Annotated in this window: 15 protein-coding genes; 13 read left to right on the forward strand and 2 right to left on the reverse strand. The window is 63.2% G+C overall.

The genetic code is table 11. The features are described 5' to 3' along the window. Positions 1-861 precede the first annotated feature (861 nt). Positions 862-1,305: an Hsp20 family protein gene (locus FQ668_RS09065; RefSeq protein WP_019437397.1), complete on the forward strand. Its 444-nt coding sequence runs from the start codon at positions 862-864 to the stop codon at positions 1,303-1,305. A gap of 88 nt (positions 1,306-1,393) precedes the next feature. Here the strand turns inward: FQ668_RS09065 and FQ668_RS09070 are convergent, their stop codons facing one another. Both FQ668_RS09070 and FQ668_RS09075 read right to left on the reverse strand, forming a co-directional pair. Continuing rightward, a complete protein-coding gene (locus tag FQ668_RS09070) occupies positions 1,394-4,690 on the reverse strand; it encodes a bifunctional diguanylate cyclase/phosphodiesterase (RefSeq protein ID WP_014591911.1) in 3,297 nt (1,098 codons plus the stop codon). A gap of 61 nt (positions 4,691-4,751) precedes the next feature. Continuing rightward, positions 4,752-5,630, reverse strand: a complete 879-nt coding sequence (locus tag FQ668_RS09075) for a LysR family transcriptional regulator (RefSeq protein WP_019437396.1) — start codon at positions 5,628-5,630, stop codon at positions 4,752-4,754. A gap of 131 nt (positions 5,631-5,761) precedes the next feature. Between FQ668_RS09075 and leuC the strand changes: the two genes are divergently transcribed. The 12 genes from leuC to FQ668_RS09145 all read left to right on the forward strand — a co-directional run bounded on the left by leuC (position 5,762) and on the right by FQ668_RS09145 (position 20,569). Further along, the gene (gene leuC / locus FQ668_RS09080) at positions 5,762-7,195 is read left to right on the forward strand and encodes a 3-isopropylmalate dehydratase large subunit (RefSeq protein ID WP_010953002.1); all 1,434 of its coding nucleotides are present in this window, start codon (positions 5,762-5,764) and stop codon (positions 7,193-7,195) included. Continuing rightward, positions 7,192-7,836 carry a 3-isopropylmalate dehydratase small subunit gene (gene leuD / locus FQ668_RS09085; protein ID WP_014591909.1) on the forward strand — a complete coding sequence of 215 codons (645 nt, stop codon included), beginning with the start codon at positions 7,192-7,194 and terminating at the stop codon, positions 7,834-7,836. Before leuC ends, leuD begins: the two co-directional genes overlap by 4 nt. Positions 7,837-7,954: 118 nt before the next feature. Continuing rightward, complete coding sequence (locus FQ668_RS09090) at positions 7,955-8,719, forward strand: class I SAM-dependent methyltransferase (RefSeq protein WP_019437395.1); 765 nt, start codon at positions 7,955-7,957, stop codon at positions 8,717-8,719. A 54-nt stretch (positions 8,720-8,773) separates the two neighbouring features. Further along, positions 8,774-9,856, forward strand: a complete 1,083-nt coding sequence (gene leuB / locus FQ668_RS09095; RefSeq protein ID WP_003247194.1) for a 3-isopropylmalate dehydrogenase — start codon at positions 8,774-8,776, stop codon at positions 9,854-9,856. A 63-nt stretch (positions 9,857-9,919) separates the two neighbouring features. After that, positions 9,920-11,032: an aspartate-semialdehyde dehydrogenase gene (gene asd, locus FQ668_RS09100; RefSeq protein WP_019437394.1), complete on the forward strand. Its 1,113-nt coding sequence runs from the start codon at positions 9,920-9,922 to the stop codon at positions 11,030-11,032. A gap of 938 nt (positions 11,033-11,970) precedes the next feature. Beyond that, on the forward strand, positions 11,971-12,975 hold the full coding sequence (locus tag FQ668_RS09115) for an aspartate-semialdehyde dehydrogenase (RefSeq protein ID WP_014591908.1): 1,005 nt from the start codon (positions 11,971-11,973) through the stop codon (positions 12,973-12,975). A gap of 71 nt (positions 12,976-13,046) precedes the next feature. Next, positions 13,047-15,782, forward strand: coding sequence for a FimV/HubP family polar landmark protein (locus FQ668_RS09120; protein WP_019437492.1), 2,736 nt, complete (start codon positions 13,047-13,049; stop codon positions 15,780-15,782). A gap of 194 nt (positions 15,783-15,976) precedes the next feature. Beyond that, positions 15,977-16,837 carry a tRNA pseudouridine(38-40) synthase TruA gene (gene truA / locus FQ668_RS09125; protein WP_019437491.1) on the forward strand — a complete coding sequence of 287 codons (861 nt, stop codon included), beginning with the start codon at positions 15,977-15,979 and terminating at the stop codon, positions 16,835-16,837. Between the two features lie 61 nt (positions 16,838-16,898). Continuing rightward, entirely contained in the window at positions 16,899-17,519 is a 621-nt protein-coding gene (locus tag FQ668_RS09130) for a phosphoribosylanthranilate isomerase (RefSeq protein ID WP_010953008.1), read from the forward strand. A 221-nt stretch (positions 17,520-17,740) separates the two neighbouring features. Beyond that, the gene (accD, locus tag FQ668_RS09135) at positions 17,741-18,634 is read left to right on the forward strand and encodes an acetyl-CoA carboxylase, carboxyltransferase subunit beta (protein WP_004574892.1); all 894 of its coding nucleotides are present in this window, start codon (positions 17,741-17,743) and stop codon (positions 18,632-18,634) included. Beyond that, positions 18,634-19,941 carry a bifunctional tetrahydrofolate synthase/dihydrofolate synthase gene (gene folC / locus FQ668_RS09140; protein ID WP_019437490.1) on the forward strand — a complete coding sequence of 436 codons (1,308 nt, stop codon included), beginning with the start codon at positions 18,634-18,636 and terminating at the stop codon, positions 19,939-19,941. The genes accD and folC overlap by 1 nt, the downstream gene beginning before the upstream one ends. Then, positions 19,925-20,569: an SPOR domain-containing protein gene (locus FQ668_RS09145; RefSeq protein WP_019437489.1), complete on the forward strand. Its 645-nt coding sequence runs from the start codon at positions 19,925-19,927 to the stop codon at positions 20,567-20,569. Before folC ends, FQ668_RS09145 begins: the two co-directional genes overlap by 17 nt. Positions 20,570-20,583 lie beyond the last annotated feature (14 nt).

Here is a 20,583-nt window from a genome sequence, read left to right on the forward strand (position 1 = left end):
TATCAGGTAGTGGCTGCGTGAGGCTTAAAAAAACAATGGGTTGCATTTTGTTTGATGAGAGCGGGTTTACCCGCGAAAGGGCCGGCCCTGCTGGCCAATCCCCACCCGCCGTTCACCGATGCCGCCGCTACCGTATTCGCGGGTAAACCCGCTCCTACACAGATTGGTGGTGGACACAGGTCGGTGATTGGGCGCCGGATCGAGGGTGGACACAGGTCGGTGGTTGGGCACAGGCCGTCGTGTAGGAGCGGGTTTGCCCGCGAAGAGGCCGGCCCTGCTGGCCAATTTTCACCCGCCGTTCACTGTTGCCGCCGCTGCCGTATTCGCGGGTAAACCCGCTCCTACGCCGGATCGAGGATGGACACAGGTCGGTGGCGGGGCACAGGCCGTCGTGTAGGAGCGGGTTTACCCGCGAAGAGGCCGGCCCTACTGGCCAATTACCACCCGCCGTTCACTGTTGCCGCTGCTACCGTATTCGCGGGTAAACCCGCTCCTACGCCGGATCGGGGGTGGACACAGGTCGGTGATTGGGCGCAGGCCGCCGTGTAGGAGCGGGTTTACCCGCGAAAGGGCCGGCCCTGCTGGCCAATTACCACCCGCCGTTCACCGTTGCCGCTGCTACCGTATTCGCGGGTAAACCCGCTCCTACGCCTGATCGAGGATGGACACAGGTCGGTGGCGGGCGCAGGCCGTCGTGTAGGAGCGGGTTTACCCGCGAAGAGGCCATCAAACCCCGTGCAAAAAACAAATTTTTTCTAACTACCCCTTGAAAGCATTTCCCTCGGCCATATCTTTTGAGTACGCGATGCCGAAGCCGGGTCGCGTAATGACTTACTTGCTGAATCTCAGGAGTTTATGACCATGACTACTGCTTTCTCTCTTGCTCCACTGTTCCGTCATTCCGTTGGTTTCGACCGTTTCAACGACCTGTTCGAATCCGCGGCACGTAACGAGGCCGGTAGCAGCTACCCGCCCTACAACGTGGAAAAGCATGGCGATGACCACTACCGCATCGTGGTTGCTGCAGCTGGTTTCCAGGAAGAGGACCTCGACCTGCAGGTCGAAAAAGGTGTCCTGACCGTGACCGGTGGCAAGCGCGACAATAGCGCCGCTGAAGTGACCTACCTGCACCAGGGTATCGCACAACGCGCCTTCAAGCTGTCGTTCCGCCTGGCAGATCACATCGAAGTGAAGGCCGCCGGCCTGGCCAATGGCCTGCTCAGCATCGACCTGCTGCGCATCGTGCCTGAAGAAGCCAAGGCCAAGCGCATTCCGATCAATGGCGAAAAACCAGCGCTGAACTGACCGCGCAGCACTGAAAAAGGGCACCTCCAGAGGTGCCCTTTTTCGTGCTTCTCACATGGTCCCGCGTAGGCGCGCGGCCGTCATGCGATCAGTAATCTGCCGGCGCCTCCAGCAACATCTGCCGAAACTCCAGCAACGGCAATGGCCGGCTGTGCAGATAACCCTGGTACAGATGGCACCCCAGCCGCTCGAGAAACGCCAGCTGTTCGGTCAGCTCTACCCCTTCGGCAATCACCGCCAGGTCCAGGCTGCGCGCCATGGCGACAATGGCGCGGACAATTTCTGCGTCGTTGGGGTCGACCGGTGCATCGCGTACGAAGCTTTGGTCAATTTTCAGCGCATCGACCGGCAGGCGCTTCAGGTAAGTCAGCGAGGAATAGCCGGTGCCGAAGTCATCCATGGCAAAACTCACCCCATAGCGCTTCAGCTCGCGCATCTTGCTGATGGTGTCTTCCAGGTTCTGGATGACGATGCCTTCCGTGATTTCCAGCGTCAGCATCTGCCGCGGCAGGCGGTAATCGTCCAGGCTGCGCAGCACCCGCCCGACAAAGTCGTTCTGGCGGAACTGTCGCGGGCTTATGTTCACGCACAGGCTGAAATCATCAGCGTCGATCAACCCGTCGGTGAGCATGCGGGCGCAGGCGTCGCAGGCTTCGTCGAGAATCCAGCTGCCAACTTCAAGGATCAGGCCGCTTTCTTCCAGTACCTGAATGAACTGCGAGGGCGGTTGCTGGCCCAGAAGCGGGTGGTGCCAGCGCAGCAGTACTTCAGCACCGACGATGCGGTTGTCGCGGGCATCCACCTGCGGCTGGAAGTGCAGCGCCAGTTCGCCACGGGCCAAAGCCAGGCGCAGGTCGTTTTCCATGCGCAGGCGCTCGCTGGCGGCCTTCTGCATGGTGGTGTGGAACAGCTGTGTGGTGTTTCGACCGGAGTCCTTGGCCCTGTACAGGGCGATATCGGCACGCTTGAGCAGGTCGGCCGGTGTGGTGCCGTGGTCCGGGATCAGCGCCACGCCGATGCTGGGCGTTACTTGCAGGCGCTGGCCATCCAGTGACATTGGCTCGGCCAACAGTTCGCGCAGGGTGTCGGCCAGCTCGCGCACTTTCTCTTCCACGTGTTCGCGGCTCCCTTCCAGGCCGCTGAGCAGCACCACGAATTCGTCGCCCCCCAGACGCGCCACGGTGTCCTCCAGGCGCACGCTGGCCTCAAGGCGGGCGGTGATGATCTTCAGCACAGTGTCGCCCACCGGGTGGCCCAGCGAGTCGTTGATGTGCTTGAAGTGGTCGAGGTCGAGGAACAGCAGGGCGCCACGCAGGTTATGGCGCTTGAGCAGGGCGATCTGCTGGCTCAGGCGGTCCATCAGCAAGGCGCGGTTGGGCAGGTTGGTCAGCGGGTCGTGATAGGCCAGGTGGCGTATCTGCGCCTGGGCGTTCTTCAACTGGCTGACGTCGCGGGCGGTCAGCAGCAGGCAATCCACTTCGTTGAGGGTGATCGGTTCCACCGAAACCTCGACCGTGAGGATATCGCCACGCTTGTTGCGCCCGAGCATCTCGCGGTGGTGTACCCGGCCGCGCTCGCGCAACTCGGCCAGCAGCGCGCCGCGCTGCTTGTCGTCGGCCCAGATGCCGATCTCATACACCGTGTGGCCGATCACTTCATCAGTGCTGTAGCCGGTCAGGCGGCAGAAGCCGTCGTTGACCTCCAGGTAGCGGCCGCTGTGGCGTTCGGTGATGGTGATAGCGTCGGGACTGGAGTGGAAGGCCTTGGCGAACTTCTCCTCGCTGGACTTCAGCGCGGCTTCGGCGCGCTGTTGCTGGGTGATGTCGCGCAGGGTGGTCACGCTACAGGGCTGGTCGTCGACGGTGATCAGGCGGCTGGAAATCACACAGGTCAGCGGGTCGCCGTTGCGGTGGTTGAGTACCACGGCGACGTTGCTCAAGGCCTGTTCGCGGATCACCTGCTCGATACGTTTCGCGCGCTCGACGGACTCGGCCCACAGGCCGATTTCCTCGGCGGTACGCCCAAGCACCTGCGCGCTGCTCCAGCCGAAGGTCTGGGTGAACGCCGGATTGATCTCGATGAACTGGCCAGTGTCCTGGCGGGTGACGCAGATCGGGTCGGGGCTGACCTGGAACAGGCTGGCAAACTTCTCTTCCGAGGCGCTCAGGCGCTGTTCGCGCTCCACCTGATCTGTAATGTCGAGCAAGGTGCCCGCCATGCGCAGGGGGGCGCCCTGGTCGTCGCGATACAGCCGCGCGCGGCTTTCGATGTAGCGTGAAGTGCCGTTTTCCAACTGTACCCGGTAGGTGATCTGATAGTTGCCGGCAGGCCCTTCGCGCAGGCTACGGTAGGCCTGTCGCATCGAGTTGCGCTCTTGCTCCGGCACACCTTCGAAGAACGCATCGAACGATTCATGAAAAGGGATGGGCGGCAAGCCATGCAGCTGCGCCGCGCGGGCTGAGCCGTAGAGCATGCCGCTTGGGATGTGCCAGTCCCAGGTGCCCAGTTGCGCCGAGTCCAGGGCCAGGTCCAGCCGCTCCTGGCTGTCCTTCAGGGCCTGCTCGGCACGCTTGCGTTCGGTGGTGTCGACGAATGTACTGATCAGGAAGGTCACGCCTTCCAGCTCGATGCCTTGGGTGCACAGGATGCCGTCATGCACCTTGCCGCTGGTCGCACGAAATTGCACCTCCATGATCAACGGGCCGCCGTTGGCGCAGGTCGACTCCATGATCTGGTGGCGCTGTTCGGGGTTGACCCACAGGCCCAGTTCCAGGCTGGTCTTGCCGATCACCTGACTGCCGGGCCAGCCGAACATGTTTTCGAAGTGCTGGTTGACCTCGAAGATCATGCCATCGTGGCGACGGGTCAGCAAAATGGCGTTGGGGCTCAGGTGGAACAGCGTGGCGAAGCGCTTTTCCGAATTGATCAGTGCTGTTTCCCGTTCGCGCTGGCGGGTGATCTCGCGGATCACGCCGATCATCTGCGGTCGGCCGTGCGGGTCGTGGGTCAGGCTGCCGTTGATCTCCAGCCAGTGCAGGCTGCCGTCCGGCCAGCGGATACGGTGGCGCATGGCTTGCTCCACCGGCTCGCCATTGACCACCGCCTGGAACACCTGGCGCGTGCGGGCGCGGTCCTCCTCGGGCAGCAGGTCGAGGTAATCGATATCGGCGGGCAGTGGCCGCTGTGGATCGAAACCGAACAGGGCCTGGGTGCCCCGCGACCAACTGACCCTGCCGCTTTCGATATCCCATAGCCAGGCACCCAGGCGCGCACCGTTGAGCGCTGCCAGCAGTTGTGGGGCGTTCTGCCAGGCCTGCTCGGACTCCTGGGGATCAGCTGCAGGTATGCGCGGCAGGCGCAAAAAGCGGTTTGCTGATTTGGGCATCGGTACCAGACCTTTGGCGTATGGCGTGTCCTTGGAATCGGAATAGCTGGCTGGCAGCCAGTCAGGTGGGCCCTGAGTGGCTGTCGAGCAGGGCCATGAAAGCCCTGGCCGCATTCGATAGCGTACGCTCCGTGTGCAGAATGTAGCCTAGCTGGCGCGACAGCTGTATGCCGGGCAAAGCGATGGGTGCAACCTGTTCGTCGAGCATGGTGCGTGGCAGCACGCTCCAGGCCAGGCCGATCGACACCATCATCTTGATGGTTTCCAGGTAGTTGGTGCTCATGGCGATGTTCGGCGTCAGGCCCTGGCTTTCGAACAGGCGCTGGACAATATGGTGGGTAAAGGTATTGCCGCCGGGGAATACCGCCGGATGGCGGGCGATGTCAGCCAGGCTGACCGAATGGTTGTTGGCCAGCGGGTGCTCGGGGGCGGCGACAAAGTCCAGGGCGTCATCCCATACCGGCACGGCCTTGACCAAGTGGTGCGGCTCGGGCGCAAGGGTGATCACGGCGATTTCGGCACGGCCATGCAGAATCTCGTCGTAGGCCTGTTCCGAATCCATGAACTGAATATCCAGTGCCACTGCCGGGTACTGGCGGGTGAAAACCCGTAACAACGGGGGCAGGCGGTGCAGGCCGATGTGGTGGCTGGTGGCCAGGGTCAGGCGACCGCTCACGGCCCCGGTCAGATTGGTCAGCGCCCGTCGGGTATCATCCAGGACGTTGAGGATCTGGTAGGCCCGCGGCAGCAGTGCGCGCCCGGCTTCAGTCAGGGTCACCTCGCGGCCCAGGCGGTCGAACAGGCGCACGTCCAGTTGCTGCTCCAGGCCGGCGATGCGTTTGCTGATGGCCGGCTGGGTCAGGAACAGACGTTCGGCTGCGCCGGAAAAGCTGCCGGTTTCGGCAATGGCGATGAAGGCACTGAGGTTGGCCAGGTCCATGGTGTTGTATTCCTTTGGGTTATCCAAAGCATAAAAATTATGAATTTGAGTTATTCAATCTAACCCCCTAGCATCGTCCGTACAAGCCAAGGGGTCTTTGGCATAGAAAGACGCTGATGAGGAACAGTCTGATGGCTGGCAAAACGCTCTACGACAAACTCTGGGAAGCCCATGAGGTCAAGCGCCGTGATGACGGCTCGTCCTTGATCTACATCGACCGCCACATCATCCACGAAGTGACGTCGCCCCAGGCCTTCGAAGGCCTGCGCCTGGCCAACCGCAAGCCATGGCGTATCGACGCCAACATCGCCACACCTGACCACAACGTGCCGACCACGCCAGAGCGCAAGGGCGGTATCGAGGCGATCGTCGACCAGGTGTCGCGCCTGCAGGTGCAGACCCTCGACGAGAACTGTGACGAATACGGCATCGTCGAATTCAAGATGAACGACGAGCGCCAGGGCATCGTCCACGTCATCAGCCCGGAGCAGGGCGCCACCTTGCCGGGCATGACCGTGGTCTGCGGTGACTCGCACACCTCCACCCACGGCGCTTTCGGTGCCCTGGCCCACGGCATCGGCACCTCCGAGGTCGAGCACGTGCTCGCCACCCAGTGCCTGGTCGCCAAGAAGATGAAGAACATGCTGGTACGCGTGGAAGGCCAATTGCCGGCCGGCGTTACCGCCAAGGATATCGTGCTGGCCGTGATCGGCAAGATCGGCACCGCCGGTGGCAACGGTCACGCCATGGAATTCGCAGGCAGTGCCATTCGCGAATTGTCGATGGAAGGCCGCATGACCATCTGCAACATGTCCATCGAAGCCGGTGCCCGTGTGGGCCTGGTGGCGACCGATGCCACTACCGTTGCCTACGTCGAAGGGCGTCCTTACGCGCCGAAGGGCGAGCAGTGGAAGCAAGCGGTCGAGTCGTGGAAGGACCTGGTGTCGGATGACGATGCCGTATTCGACACTGTGGTCGAGCTGGATGCCAGCCAGATCAAGCCACAGGTCAGCTGGGGCACTTCGCCCGAAATGGTCCTGGCCGTCGACCAGCGTGTGCCAGACCCGGCTGCCGAGACCGACCTGGTCAAGCGTGGTTCGATCGAACGTGCCTTGAAGTACATGGGGCTGACCGCCAACCAGGCGATCACCGATATCAAGCTGGACCGTGTGTTCATCGGCTCGTGCACCAACTCACGAATCGAGGACCTGCGCGCTGCGGCGGAAATCGCCAAGGGCCGCAAGGTGGCCGCCAGCGTCAAGCAAGCCATCGTCGTGCCGGGTTCGGGTCTGGTCAAGGCCCAGGCCGAGCGTGAAGGCTTGGACAAGATCTTCCTCGAAGCCGGTTTCGAATGGCGTGAACCAGGCTGCTCGATGTGCCTGGCGATGAACCCGGACCGCCTGGAAAGCGGCGAGCACTGTGCGTCCACCTCCAACCGCAACTTCGAAGGCCGTCAGGGCGCCGGTGGCCGTACCCACCTGGTCAGTCCGGCCATGGCCGCCGCTGCTGCTGTAGCGGGCCACTTCATCGATGTTCGCGAGTTGATCCAAGGGAGCGCAGCATGAAAGCCTTTACCCAGCACACTGGCCTCGTCGCGCCGTTGGACCGTGCCAACGTCGACACCGACCAGATCATCCCCAAGCAGTTCTTGAAGTCGATCAAGCGCACCGGCTTCGGCCCGAACCTGTTCGACGAGTGGCGTTACCTGGACGTGGGTCAGCCCTACCAGGACAACAGCAAGCGCCCGGTCAACGAAGAGTTCGTGCTCAACCACGCGCGCTACCAGGGCGCCAGCGTGTTGCTGGCGCGGGAAAACTTTGGTTGTGGCTCCAGCCGTGAGCATGCCCCTTGGGCGCTGGATGAGTACGGCTTCCGCAGCATCATTGCGCCGAGCTTTGCCGACATTTTCTTCAACAACAGCTTCAAGAACGGCTTGCTGCCGATCATTCTGAACGATGAGGAAGTCGACGAGCTGTTCAAGCAGGTCGAAGCCAACCCGGGCTACCAGCTGACCATCGACCTGCAGGCGCAGGCTGTGACCCGCCCGGATGGCAAGGTGCTGCACTTCGAAATCGATGCGTTCCGCAAGCACTGCCTGCTCAACGGTCTGGACGATATCGGCCTGACCCTGCAGGACAGCGACGCGATCAAGGCCTTCGAAGCCAAGCACCGCGCCAGCCAGCCTTGGCTGTTCCGTGATGCCTGAAGTTCGTAGGTGACAGTGCGGGCCTCTTCGCTCCTACAGACAGTTACGCGGTCGTTGTAGGAGCGGGTTTGCCCGCGAAGAGGCCGGCACAGGCAACAAAAATCTAAAGGAACGAGACATGACCAGCACCCAGCACATCGATGTGGTCCAGCGCCAGTTCGGCGAGCAGGCCAGCGCCTACCTCAGCAGCACCGTGCACGCCCAAGGCAGTGAATTCGCCCTGCTGCAGGCTGAGCTGGCAGGGCAGGCCCATGCCCGCGTGCTGGACCTGGGCTGCGGTGCCGGTCATGTCAGCTTCCACGTCGCCCCGCTGGTTGCCGAAGTGGTCGCCTACGACCTCTCGCAGTCCATGCTCGACGTGGTCGCCAGCGCCGCCGCCGAACGCGGCCTGGCCAATATCACGACCGAACGCGGCGCTGCCGAACGCCTGCCGTTCGCCGACGCGTCGTTCGAGTTCGTCTTGAGCCGTTATTCGGCCCACCACTGGAGCGACCTGGGCCTGGCCCTTCGCGAGGTGCGCCGGGTGCTCAAGCCAGGTGGAGTGGCGGCGTTCATCGACGTGATGTCGCCGGGCAGCCCGCTGCTCGACACTTACCTGCAAACGGTCGAAGTGCTGCGCGACACCAGCCACGTGCGCGACTACTCCGCCGCCGAGTGGCAACGCCAGGTCAGCGAAGCCGGCCTGCACGTGCGCAGCCACACCCGCCAGCCGTTGCGCCTGGAGTGGAGCACCTGGGTTGAGCGCATGCGCACCCCCGAGCCGATGCGTGTGGCCATCCGCCAATTGCAGCAAGCCATGGGCGAAGAAGTACGGCAGTATTACCAGATCGAGGCCGACGGCTCGTTCAGCACCGATGTGCTGGTGTTGTGGGCCGAGCGTTAAGCACTTTTCGGTGGGGCCCGCTTGGCCACGCCGCGTGAATGGATAGAGGAAAGCATGAGCAAGCAGATTCTGATTCTCCCAGGTGACGGTATCGGCCCGGAAATCATGGCCGAGGCAGTCAAGGTACTGGAGTTGGCCAACGACAAGTTCCAGCTCGGCTTCAGCCTGGCGCACGACGTGATTGGCGGTGCCGCCATCGACAAACACGGTGTGCCGCTGGCCGACGAAACCCTGGAGCGTGCGCGCAAGGCCGATGCGGTGCTGCTGGGAGCTGTGGGCGGGCCGAAGTGGGACAAGATCGAGCGAGACATTCGCCCCGAGCGCGGCCTGCTGAAGATCCGCTCGCAACTGGGCCTGTTCGCCAACCTGCGCCCAGCCATCCTTTACCCGCAACTGGCCGATGCCTCGTCGCTGAAGCCGGAAATCGTATCGGGCCTGGACATCCTCATCGTCCGAGAGCTGACCGGCGGCATCTACTTCGGTGCCCCGCGTGGTCAGCGCGAGCTGGAAGGCGGCGAACGCCAGGCCTACGACACCCTGCCGTACAGCGAAAGCGAAGTGCGCCGCATTGCCCGTGTCGGCTTCGACATGGCCCGCGTGCGCGGCAAGAAGCTGTGCTCGGTGGACAAGGCCAACGTTCTGGCCTCCAGCCAGCTGTGGCGGGAGGTGGTCGAAGACGTGGCCAAGGACTACCCGGACGTGGAACTGAGCCACATGTACGTCGACAACGCTGCCATGCAGCTGGTGCGTGCCCCCAAACAGTTCGACGTGATGGTGACCGACAACATGTTCGGTGACATTCTGTCGGATGAAGCTTCCATGTTGACCGGTTCCATCGGCATGCTGCCGTCGGCGTCCCTGGATGCCGACAACAAGGGCATGTACGAGCCGTGCCACGGCTCGGCACCGGACATCGCTGGCCTTGGTATCGCCAACCCGCTGGCGACCATCCTGTCGGTGTCGATGATGTTGCGTTACAGCTTCAATCAGTCGGCTGCCGCCGAGGCGATCGAGAAGGCCGTGAGCCTGGTTCTGGACCAGGGGCTGCGTACCGGCGACATCTTCTCGGAAGGCTGCCGCAAAGTTGGTACGCAGGAAATGGGCGACGCAGTAGTCGCAGCGCTGCGGAATCTGTAATCTCTCTGGCCCGCCCCCCAAAATTCCCGGTGGCGGCCCACTTTTAGCAAAGGTGTAGTTGCGATGAAACGTGTAGGTCTGATCGGTTGGCGCGGTATGGTCGGTTCCGTGCTCATGCAGCGGATGCTGGAGGAGCAGGATTTCGACCTTATCGAGCCGGTGTTCTTCACTACCTCCAATGTTGGTGGCCAGGGTCCGAACGTGGGCAAGGATACAGCGCCCCTCAAGGACGCTTATTCGATTGAAGAACTCAAGACCCTCGACGTGATCCTGACCTGCCAGGGCGGCGACTACACCAACGAGGTCTTCCCCAAGCTGCGTGAAGCCGGCTGGCAGGGTTACTGGATCGACGCCGCTTCGTCCCTGCGCATGCAGGATGACGCGGTGATCATCCTTGATCCGGTCAACCGCAAGGTCATCGACCAGCAGCTGGACGCAGGTACCAAGAACTACATCGGTGGCAACTGCACCGTCAGCCTGATGCTGATGGGCCTGGGTGGCCTGTTCGAGGCCGGTCTGGTCGAGTGGATGAGCGCCATGACCTACCAGGCGGCTTCGGGTGCCGGTGCGCAGAACATGCGCGAACTGATCAAGCAGATGGGTGCTACCCACGCGGCAGTGGCCGATGACCTGGCCAACCCGGCCAGCGCCATTCTCGATATCGACCGCAAGGTTGCCGAGACCATGCGCAGCGAAGCGTTCCCGACCGAGAACTTTGGCGTGCCACTGGCGGGCAGCCTGATCCCGTGGATCGACAAGGAACTGCCGAACGGTCAGAGCCGCGAAGAGTGGAAGGCCCAGGCCGAAACCAACAAGATCCTCGGCCGCTTCAAGAGCCCGATCCCGGTCGATGGTATCTGTGTGCGCATCGGCGCCATGCGTTGCCACAGCCAGGCGCTGACCATCAAGCTGAACAAGGACGTGCCGATCGCCGACATCGAAGGCATGATCAGCCAGCACAACCCTTGGGTGAAGCTGGTGCCGAACCAGCGTGAAAACAGCATGCAGGAACTGACCCCGACCAAGGTCACCGGCACCCTGAACATCCCGGTTGGCCGCCTGCGCAAGCTGAACATGGGTTCACAGTACCTGGGCGCGTTCACCGTGGGTGACCAGCTGCTGTGGGGCGCCGCCGAACCGCTGCGCCGCATGTTGCGGATTCTGCTGGAGCGTTGATCGTTCAGGCTTTACCTGAAAAATACCGCACTGGTGACAGTGCGGTATTTTTTTGCCTTATACATTGGCGAAATGTCTGATCTGACAGAGTCCTTGCCCTTGCTTTTGCTTGTAAGTGCGCGATAGTTCAAGCGACGCAGATTGCGACTTCAGGAGGCCGAGCGCAGGGCTTGCGGAGGGAGGTGACGGGCATGGATGCCCGTCAAGCGCTGGGCCCCAGGATGGGGCCTGCAGCGCGGTCCTCCCGGGAGCAAGCCCGGAGCGAGGGGACCCCGGAGCGTAGCGCAGGGGCCGGATGATGGGAGCCGACGGTTTTTGGTTCCTTTTTGCCACGACAAAAAGGGACCCGCCGTAAGGGCGGAAAGGTGACTATGCTCCACCTGCGTGAATGAATACCTACTCGGTGTGAATGCCCACATCCAAGAAGCAAGAAGCAAGAAGCAAGAAGCAAGAAGCAAGAAGCAAGAAGCAAGAAGCAAGAAGCAAGAAGCAAGAAGCAAATTCGTCTGTTTTGACTCAGCGAACAGTCCATTCACGATGGCGACACATACTCACCTTTTCGCCTTTACGGCGAGTCACTTTTTGTCAAACGCGACAAAAAGTAACCAAAAAACGCTGCGCTCCCATCATCCGGCCCCTGCGCTGCGCTCCGGGGTCCCCTCACTCCGGCCTTGCTCCCGGCAGGACCGCGCCGAAGGCCCCATCCTGGGGCCTCAGCGCTTGACGGGCATCCATGCCCGTCACCTGCCTCCGCAAGGCCTGCGTTCGGCCTCCTGAAGTCGCGAAGATCAAGATCAAGAGCAACAGCAACAGCAACAGCAACAGCAACAGCAACAGCAACAGCAACAGCAATAGGCAACGCTGGGGGAGGCACAGACAAAACCCTTCAATCCGAGTAAAGTGCCGCCCCCGCCGTTTACAGCAAAAGGATCCCTTCCATGACACACCCTTTGGATATCGCCGTCGTCGGCGCCACCGGCAGCGTCGGTGAAGCCTTGGTGCAGATCCTCGAGGAACTGGCATTCCCGGTTGCCACCCTGCATCTGCTGGCCAGCATGGAATCGGCGGGCAGCAGCGTGATGTTCGCTGGCAAGAAACTGAAGGTGCGCGAAGTCGACAGCTTCGACTTCGCCCAGGTCAAGCTGGCCTTCTTCGCCACCGGCGCCGCCGTCAGCCGCAGCTTTGCCGGCAAGGCGCTGCAGGCGGGCTGCACGGTGATCGACCTGTCCGGGGGCCTGGACGACGCCCTGGCCCTGGTGCCGGAAGCCAACGCCGAACGCCTGGCCAGCCTGTCGTTGCCAGCGCGTATCGTCAGCCCATGCTCGGCCGCAGTAGCCCTGGCCGTCGCGCTGGCGCCGCTCAAAGGCCTACTGGACATCGAGCGGGTGCAAGTGATGGCCGCGCTGGCGGTTTCGGCGCAAGGCCGTGAAGCGGTCAGCGAGCTCGCCCGGCAAACCGCCGAACTGCTCAATGCCCGCCCGCTGGAGCCGCGCTTCTTCGACCGCCAGGTGGCATTCAACCTGCTGGCCCAGGTTGGTGCCGCCGACGAGCAGGGCCATACCGCGCTGGAGCGCCGCCTGGTCAGCGAACTGCGCGTGCTGCTCGGCCTGCCTGAACTGAAGATTTCCGTGAGCTGTGTTCAAGTACCGGTGTTTTTCGGCGATAGCTTCAGTGTGGCTGTGCAAAGCCGTCGCCCGGTAGACCTGGCAGCGGTCAACCAGGCCCTGGAGGCAGCCGACAGCATCGAGCGGGTGGAAAACGATGATTATCCGACCCCGGTAGGTGACGCAGTGGGCCAAGACGTGGTCTATGTTGGACGTGTACGTCACGGTGTTGATGAAGACCGGCAACTCAACCTCTGGCTAACCACCGACAACGTGCGCAAAGGCGCCGCGCTCAATGCCGTGCAAGTGGCGCAATTGTTGATTAAACACATGCCGTAAAAGATACTGGCGAGCACTTTTGTCCTGCTCCGCATGCAGGTTCCGGGACGATTCATACAAGGGAAGAGGTCATGCTTCGAATTCGCAAACTGGTTCTGGCCATGGCTGCAGCATCCGCGCTGTCGTCTGGCATGGCGAATGCGCTGGGCCTGGGGGAGCTGACCCTGAAGTCGGCACAGAATCAGCCGCTGGACGCCGAGATCGAATTGCTCGACGTGCGCGACCTCAAAGCCGCCGAAGTGGCGCCGAGCCTGGCGCCACCGGAAGAGTTCAGCAAGGCCGGGGTGGCGTTTCCGACCTACCTTGAAGACCTGACCTTCACACCGGTGATCAACCCCAACGGCAAAAGTGTGCTGCGCGTGACCTCCAGTCAGCCGCTGCCAGGTCCGGTGGTCAAGTTCCTGGTGCAGGTAATGTGGCCGCAGGGCCGCCTGCTGCGTGACTATAGCGTGCTGCTCGACCAGGCCAAGGCGCAGGGCGACAAGCCGGCGGCAGGCAATGTCACACCGGCCATCACCGGTGCCAGCAGCTACACCACCCAGCGTCGCGACACCTTGTGGCAGATTGCCGCGCGTAACACCCAGGGTGGATCGATCCAGCAGACCATGATCGCGATCCAGGCTTTGAACCCGGACGCCTTCATCGGCAACAACATCAACCAGCTGAAGGTTGGCCAGGTACTGCGCCTGCCCGACCAGCAGCAGATCCAGAGCATCACCCAGGGCGAGGCGAACCGTGAGGTGGCCGAGCAGTATGCGGCCTGGCGTGAAGGCCGTCGCCTGGGGCCGCGTGCCCGCCAGCTGGATGCCACCCGCCGTGGCGCCGCCGAGGCTGCACCGTCGCGTATCGCCCAGGGCGACAACCTGCGCCTGGTCAGCCCGGGCAAGCAGGCCGGTGCAGGTCAGGCCAAGGCGTTGAATGACGAGCTGGCCATGGCCCAGGAAAGCCTGGACACCAGCCGTCGCGACAACGAAGAACTGAAAAGCCGCATGGCCGACCTGCAGAGCCAGCTGGACAAGCTGCAGCGTCTGATCGAACTGAAGAACAACCAGTTGGCACGCCTGGAAGGCCAGGGCGCAGCCGGGTCGGCAGCGGCTGCCGCTACCCCGGAGCAGCCCGTGGTCAATCCGGCGCCTGCTGCTGCAGATACCGCACCCAAGCCTGTGCCGGACGTCCAGCCAGCACCCGCCAGCCAGCCGAAGGGTTCACTCGACTCGGTTCTGGGCAACCCGTGGCTTCTGGGGGTGATTGCCGGTTCCAGCATTCTGGTGCTGGCACTGCTGCTGTGGCTGCTGGCGCGTAAGCGCAAAGCCCAGCAAGAAGCCGAGAAGCACCTGCGCATGGCGCGGGCGCTGGAAGAAGAGCAGGGCGCAGGTTTCGACAGCGATACCGAGAGCTTCGACGGCGTAGAAACCCGGGAGCCTGGCGTAACCCTGTCGCCGGCTGTGGTTGCCGCTTCGGCTGCAGCTGCCGTCGCTGCGGAAAAAGTGGCAGAACCGGTCGCTGATGCAGAACCCGAGCCTGAACCGCAAGCAGACCCGCACGCCGCGCTGCTGGCGCAAGTCGACCAATGCCTGGCCGAAGGCCGCCTTAATCGTGCCACCGAGCTGCTGGAGCCCGCCGTGGCCGCCGCGCCGGAGCGTGACGACCTGCGCCTGAAACTGATGGACGTGTACGCCCGTCAGGGTGACCAGAGCGCGTTCGCCGAACAGGAGCGTCAGCTGCCGGCCAGCGAGCAGAATGTTGCCCAAGTCGCCGGCCTGAAAGAGCGTTACCCCGCCATGCTCGGCCTGGCCGCTGCCGGCCTGGGTGCGGCGGCGCTGGCTGCCGAAATGGATGAGCAGTACGTGCAAGAGTTGCTGCACGATGAGCCCGAAGCGCCGGTGGTTGCCGACGTGGTTCCTGGCGAGTTGTCCGGGTTCGAGCCGCAGGAGCAGGCTGAGCAAGAGGCTGTGGCGCAAGCAGGGCCGGACGCTGAGCTGGACGCCTTCGATGAAGTGCCAACGCTCGATGCAACGGACCTGGCCGAGCAGGATCTGGACAGCGCCTTCGACCTGAGCCTGGGTGAAGACCTGGCCGATCAAGACCCGCTGGCCGCGTCCGTGCTGGACGAGCCGATGGCACAGGTGGGCGTACCCGACGAGCTGGTAATCGCTGAGCCTGTGCTGGATGAGCCCGTACAGGAAGAAGCTCAGCCAGAAGAACAGCCCTTTGCCGTGGATGCCGAGCTGCAAGCCGACGCCGACGCTGATTTCGAGGCCATGCTGGCTCAGGCCGAGCCTCAGCCTGCCGTGGACCTGTCTGATTTCGACCTCGACGTCAGCGAGCCGGTTGCCCCGGCTGCCCCGCAGGCGCTGGAGCAAGATCCGCTGGATGTCGCGTCCGAACTGGCTGCCTTCGACAGCGAGCCGGAGTTCGACCCGGTCTCCGAGTTCGACCTGCCATCGGACTTCGACTTGTCCCTGTCGCTGGAAGACGATTCGCCGGCCGCCAAGAGCTTTGCCTCCGAGCTCAATGACGTCAATGCCGAGCTGGACAAGCTGTCGCAGAGCCTCGAAACGCCATCGCTGGAGCCGCATTTTACCAGTGAAGACGCGGTTGCGCAGCCAGAGCTCGAGCCTTTGGATGACTTGGACTTCGACTTCTTCTCCGGCAGTGACGAAGTCGCCACCAAGCTCGACCTGGCCCGTGCCTATATCGACATGGGTGACAGCCAAGGCGCGCGCGACATCCTCGATGAAGTGGTCAAGGATGGCGACGACAGCCAGCGCCAGGAAGCCGAGGACATGCTCTCCCGGTTGGTCTGATGCAAGCAGGGCAGGCCTCTTCGCGGGCTTGCCCGCGCCCACGGGATCCCCACAGGTTGTCGACCTTGTGAGTGACCTGTGGGGGCGAGCCCGCCCACGAAGAGGCCCGCACATGCAGTGCGCATCCACCGGCAGCCCTACGAGGCTGCCGTTGTCGTTATAATCCCCGCCATTCCGTACACCCCACAGGTTTCATGCTCTTGGACATCATCGATACCGCTACCGCCGAATCCGCGGCCGAAGGCTACTCCCGCATCGCCCTGGGCGTGGAATACAAAGGCGCGCGCTACCGCGGCTGGCAACGTCAGGCCAGCGGCGTGCCGAGTGTCCAGCAAGCCTTGGAACAAGCGCTGTCCAAGGTCGCCAACGAGCCAATTTCGGTGATCTGCGCCGGGCGCACCGACGCCGGCGTTCACGGCTGCGGGCAGGTCGTGCACTTCGATACCCGTGCCGTGCGTGACGAGCGCGCCTGGACCATGGGTACCAACTTCAACCTGCCGCACGACATCAGTGTGGTCTGGTCGCGGCCAATGCCGGCCGACTTTCATGCCCGCTTCAAGGCCTGCGCCCGGCGCTACCGCTACGTCATCTACAACGACCCGATTCGCCCGGCGCACCTGGCCGAAGAAGTGACCTGGAACCACCGTCCGCTGGACGTCGATCGCATGGCCGAGGCGGCGCAGTTCCTGCTGGGTACCCACGACTTCAGCGCCTTCCGTGCCAGCCAGTGTCAGGCCAAGTCACCGATCAAGCACATCTACCACCTGCGTGTTACCCGCCATGGTCAGATGATCGTGCTGGACGTGCGTGCCACCGCCTTCCTGCACCACATGGTGCGTAACATTGCCGGTGTGCTGATGGCCATCGGCGCCGGCGAGCGTCCGGTTGCCTGGGCACGCGAGGTGCTGGAAGGGCGCAACCGCCGTGAAGGTGGGGTAACGGCCCACCCATACGGGCTTTACCTGGTGCAGGTGGAGTACCCCGAAGCGTTTGCGTTGCCCAAGCGTTACATTGGCCCACACTTTTTGAGTGGTTACGAGGCGTTGGCAGACTGACGAGCGAAAAGCCATTTGCTAACATCCGCCCTTTCGCCGCAACAATCAGGGTTCTTGTTCCATGAGCAATGTTCGCAGCAAGATCTGCGGGATTACCCGCATCGAAGACGCACTGGCCGCTGCCGAAGCGGGGGCCGATGCCATCGGCTTCGTCTTCTATGCCAAGAGCCCGCGGGCGGTGGACGTGCGCCAGGCGCGGGCGATCATTGCCGAGCTGCCGCCGTTCGTGACCACGGTCGGGCTGTTCGTCAATGCCTCGCGCTGTGAGCTGAACGAGATCCTCGAAGTGGTTCCGCTGGACCTGCTACAGTTTCACGGCGATGAAACCCCGCAGGACTGTGAAGGCTACCACCGCCCCTGGATCAAGGCCCTGCGTGTGCGCCCTGGCGATGACCTGGAGGCGGCCTGTCGGCTTTACGCGGGTGCCCGCGGCATTTTGCTCGACACCTATGTGCCGGGCGTGCCAGGGGGAACCGGCGAGGCGTTCGACTGGTCATTGGTACCGGCGCGTCTTGGCAAGCCGATCATCCTCGCGGGCGGGCTGTCGGCCGATAACGTTGGCCAGGCCATTGCCCAGGTAAAGCCTTATGCGGTGGATGTCAGCGGTGGCGTCGAACAGGCCAAGGGCATCAAGGATGCGGCGAAGATCGAGGCCTTCATGCGTGCGGTGAAACAGGCGTGATGGCAGATGTGACGGCTGGCTGCGCGCCATCGTCCATAGCTTTCGCAGCCCTGCGGGCCGCATGCCAGCACCTGTGGCGGCAAAAAACACATTAGCGGTGGAGTGGCGCGCTGGAAGCCCCGGCGGCCGGTCCACCATCGTTTCATAAAAGATTTTGAGCTCAAGGGCAGGGCAGGGCCGGTGACACCGTCCCCCGCCTGCCAATACTGGAGAAAGAAAGCATGAGCAACTGGTTAGTCGACAAACTGATCCCTTCGATCATGCGTTCCGAGGTGAAAAAGAGCTCGGTGCCTGAGGGCCTGTGGCACAAGTGCCCGTCCTGCGAGGCCGTGCTGTATCGTCCGGAGCTGGAAAAGACCCTGGATGTCTGCCCCAAGTGCAACCACCACATGCGCATCGGCGCACGTGCGCGTATCGACATCTTCCTTGACGCCGAAGGCCGTGCCGAACTGGGCGCTGACCTGGAACCGGTCGACCGCCTGAAGTTCCGTGATGGCAAGAAGTACAAGGACCGCCTGACCGCTGCGCAGAAGCAGACTGGCGAAAAGGACGCGCTGATCTCCATGAGCGGCACCCTGATGGGCATGCCGATCGTGGTTAGCGCCTTCGAGTTCTCGTTCATGGGCGGTTCCATGGGTGCCATCGTCGGCGAGCGCTTCGTCCGCGCGGCCAACTATGCCCTGGAAAACCGCTGCCCAATGGTTTGCTTCTCCGCTTCGGGCGGTGCGCGCATGCAGGAAGCGCTGATCTCGCTGATGCAGATGGCCAAGACCTCTGCCGTGCTGGCGCGCCTGCGCGAAGAAGGCATTCCGTTCATCTCGGTCCTGACCGACCCGGTGTATGGCGGTGTTTCCGCCAGCCTGGCGATGCTCGGCGACGTCATCGTCGGTGAGCCGAAGGCCCTGATCGGTTTCGCCGGCCCACGCGTGATCGAGCAGACCGTACGCGAGAAGCTGCCTGAAGGCTTCCAGCGCAGCGAGTTCCTGCTGGAGCACGGTGCCATCGACCTGATCATCTCCCGTGGCGAATTGCGCCCGCGTCTGGCCCGCCTGCTGGCGCAGATGACCGGTCAGCAAACGCCGGAAGAAGCGCGTGAGGCGGCTGCCGTCGCGTGATGAAACAACGATCCCTGGGCGAATGGCTCGCCTACCTCGAGCAGTTGCACCCCTCGGCCATCGACATGGGCCTGGAGCGGTCGCAGAAGGTGCTTGCCCGCTTGGCGCTGGGCAAGCTGGCGCCGCGCGTGGTGACAGTAACCGGCACCAACGGCAAGGGTTCGACCTGCGCCTTCGTGGCGTCGTTGCTGCGTGCTCAGGGGCTCAAGGTCGGTGTGTACAGTTCGCCGCACCTGCTACGTTACAACGAGCGGGTGGTGATCAATGGTCAAGAGGCCAGCGATGAGCGCCTGTGCGAAGCCTTCGCCGCCGTCGAGGCGGCGCGAGGCGATATTTCCCTGACCTACTTCGAGATGGGGACGTTGGCCGCGTTCTGGTTGTTCTACCAGTCGCAGCTGGATGCGGTGGTGCTGGAGGTGGGCCTGGGTGGCCGCCTGGATACCGTCAACGTAGTGGATGCCGACTTCGCCCTGGTGACCAGCATCGGTGTCGACCATGTTGATTACCTGGGTGATACCCGCGAGCTGGTGGCCTTCGAGAAGGCGGGTATCTTCCGCCCGGGCAAGCCGGCCCTGTGCGGTGATCTGGATCCGCCCGGGCCGTTGCTGGACAAGGCCGCTGAACTGGCCGCGCCACTGTTCCTGCGCGGTCGGGAATTCGACCTGGCCAGCGCCGATGGCTGCTGGAGCTGGCGTGGTACTGCCGCCGATGGCGCGCAGGTCGAGCTGCGTGACCTGCCTTTGCTTGACCTGCCCATGGAAAACGCCACGCTGGCCTTGCAGGCTTACCTGCTGATGGGGCTGCCGTGGGACGCGGGGCAAGTTCGCCAGGCGCTGCTGGATACCCGCATCACTGGGCGTCTCGACCTCCGTAACTTGAACTGGCAGGGCAAACCGGTAGCGTTGCTGCTGGATGTCGGGCACAACCCGCATGCGGCGCAGTACCTGGCCATGCGCCTGGCGGCCCGACCGCTGAAGGGGCGCCGCCTCGCGGTCTTTGGCCTGCTCGCCGACAAGGATCTGGAGGGCGTTATCGCGCCGCTGCAGGGCCTCATCGACGACTGGGCGGTGGCGCCGCTGGATACCCCGCGCAGTCGCCCGGCCGCAGAACTGGCCTCGTCCTTGGCGAACCTCGGTGCCACGGTGAAGTCTTATGCCAGCGTCGACGCCGCCCTTGAAGGGCAATGTGCGCAGGCGACGGGGGATGATCAGATCCTGCTGTTCGGTTCGTTTTTCTGTGTCGGCCAGGCGCTGGAATGGCTGGAGCGGCACGCCCAGGAGGGTGGAATAGATGGCTGTGCTGGATAAAGGGATGAAACAGCGCATGGTGGGTGCGCTGGTGCTGGTGGCGCTGGCGGTTATCTTCCTGCCGATGCTGTTTACCCGCCAGGACGAGATGCGCCAGGTGCACGTCGAAGCTCCGCAGGCACCGGCCATGCCCAGCCTGCCGGAAGTGAAGGTGGAGCCGGTTGCCGTGCCGGAGCCACAGGTTATTGCGCAGGAGGCGCAGCAGGCGCCGGTGGTGATCGACGAGGCCACTGCGCCGGCGAGTACACCCAGCCAGCCAATCACCCCGTCGCCACAGACCCAGGCGCAGGTTCACCCACCCAAGCCGCAGGCGCCCGCGCCCAAGGTGGAGGCCAAAGCTGCTGCAACACCAGCGCCTCCCGCGCCATCGAAGATCGACGCCAATGGCCTGCCCGTCAGCTGGTCGATCCAGCTGGCCAGTCTGTCCAACCGCGCCGGAGCCGAAAAGCTGCAGCAAACCCTGCGTAGCCAGGGTTACAACGCCTATATTCGTACGGCGGGCGGCATGAACCGCGTGTACGTGGGGCCGTTGATCGAGCGCGCCGAGGCCGAGCGCGTGCGTGACGCCATCAATCGTCAGAACAGCCTCAAGGGCTTTGTGGTGCGTTTCCAGCCTGAGCGCAGCTGATTCCCCGGGGCGGC

The organism is Pseudomonas sp. Kh14, from assembly GCF_900291005.1.
Classification (GTDB): domain Bacteria; phylum Pseudomonadota; class Gammaproteobacteria; order Pseudomonadales; family Pseudomonadaceae; genus Aquipseudomonas; species Aquipseudomonas alloputida.

What these genes read in the sequence shown, in the direction of transcription:
- FQ668_RS09065 (WP_019437397.1), top strand. Translation starts at nt 862, where the DNA reads ATGACTACTGCTTTCTCTCTTGCTCCACTGTTCCGTCATTCCGTTGGT.
- FQ668_RS09070 (WP_014591911.1), bottom strand. Translation starts at nt 4,690, where the DNA reads ATGCCCAAATCAGCAAACCGCTTTTTGCGCCTGCCGCGCATACCTGCA.
- FQ668_RS09075 (WP_019437396.1), bottom strand. Translation starts at nt 5,630, where the DNA reads ATGGACCTGGCCAACCTCAGTGCCTTCATCGCCATTGCCGAAACCGGC.
- leuC (WP_010953002.1), top strand. Translation starts at nt 5,762, where the DNA reads ATGGCTGGCAAAACGCTCTACGACAAACTCTGGGAAGCCCATGAGGTC.
- leuD (WP_014591909.1), top strand. Translation starts at nt 7,192, where the DNA reads ATGAAAGCCTTTACCCAGCACACTGGCCTCGTCGCGCCGTTGGACCGT.
- FQ668_RS09090 (WP_019437395.1), top strand. Translation starts at nt 7,955, where the DNA reads ATGACCAGCACCCAGCACATCGATGTGGTCCAGCGCCAGTTCGGCGAG.
- leuB (WP_003247194.1), top strand. Translation starts at nt 8,774, where the DNA reads ATGAGCAAGCAGATTCTGATTCTCCCAGGTGACGGTATCGGCCCGGAA.
- asd (WP_019437394.1), top strand. Translation starts at nt 9,920, where the DNA reads ATGAAACGTGTAGGTCTGATCGGTTGGCGCGGTATGGTCGGTTCCGTG.
- FQ668_RS09115 (WP_014591908.1), top strand. Translation starts at nt 11,971, where the DNA reads ATGACACACCCTTTGGATATCGCCGTCGTCGGCGCCACCGGCAGCGTC.
- FQ668_RS09120 (WP_019437492.1), top strand. Translation starts at nt 13,047, where the DNA reads ATGCTTCGAATTCGCAAACTGGTTCTGGCCATGGCTGCAGCATCCGCG.
- truA (WP_019437491.1), top strand. Translation starts at nt 15,977, where the DNA reads ATGCTCTTGGACATCATCGATACCGCTACCGCCGAATCCGCGGCCGAA.
- FQ668_RS09130 (WP_010953008.1), top strand. Translation starts at nt 16,899, where the DNA reads ATGAGCAATGTTCGCAGCAAGATCTGCGGGATTACCCGCATCGAAGAC.
- accD (WP_004574892.1), top strand. Translation starts at nt 17,741, where the DNA reads ATGAGCAACTGGTTAGTCGACAAACTGATCCCTTCGATCATGCGTTCC.
- folC (WP_019437490.1), top strand. Translation starts at nt 18,634, where the DNA reads ATGAAACAACGATCCCTGGGCGAATGGCTCGCCTACCTCGAGCAGTTG.
- FQ668_RS09145 (WP_019437489.1), top strand. Translation starts at nt 19,925, where the DNA reads ATGGCTGTGCTGGATAAAGGGATGAAACAGCGCATGGTGGGTGCGCTG.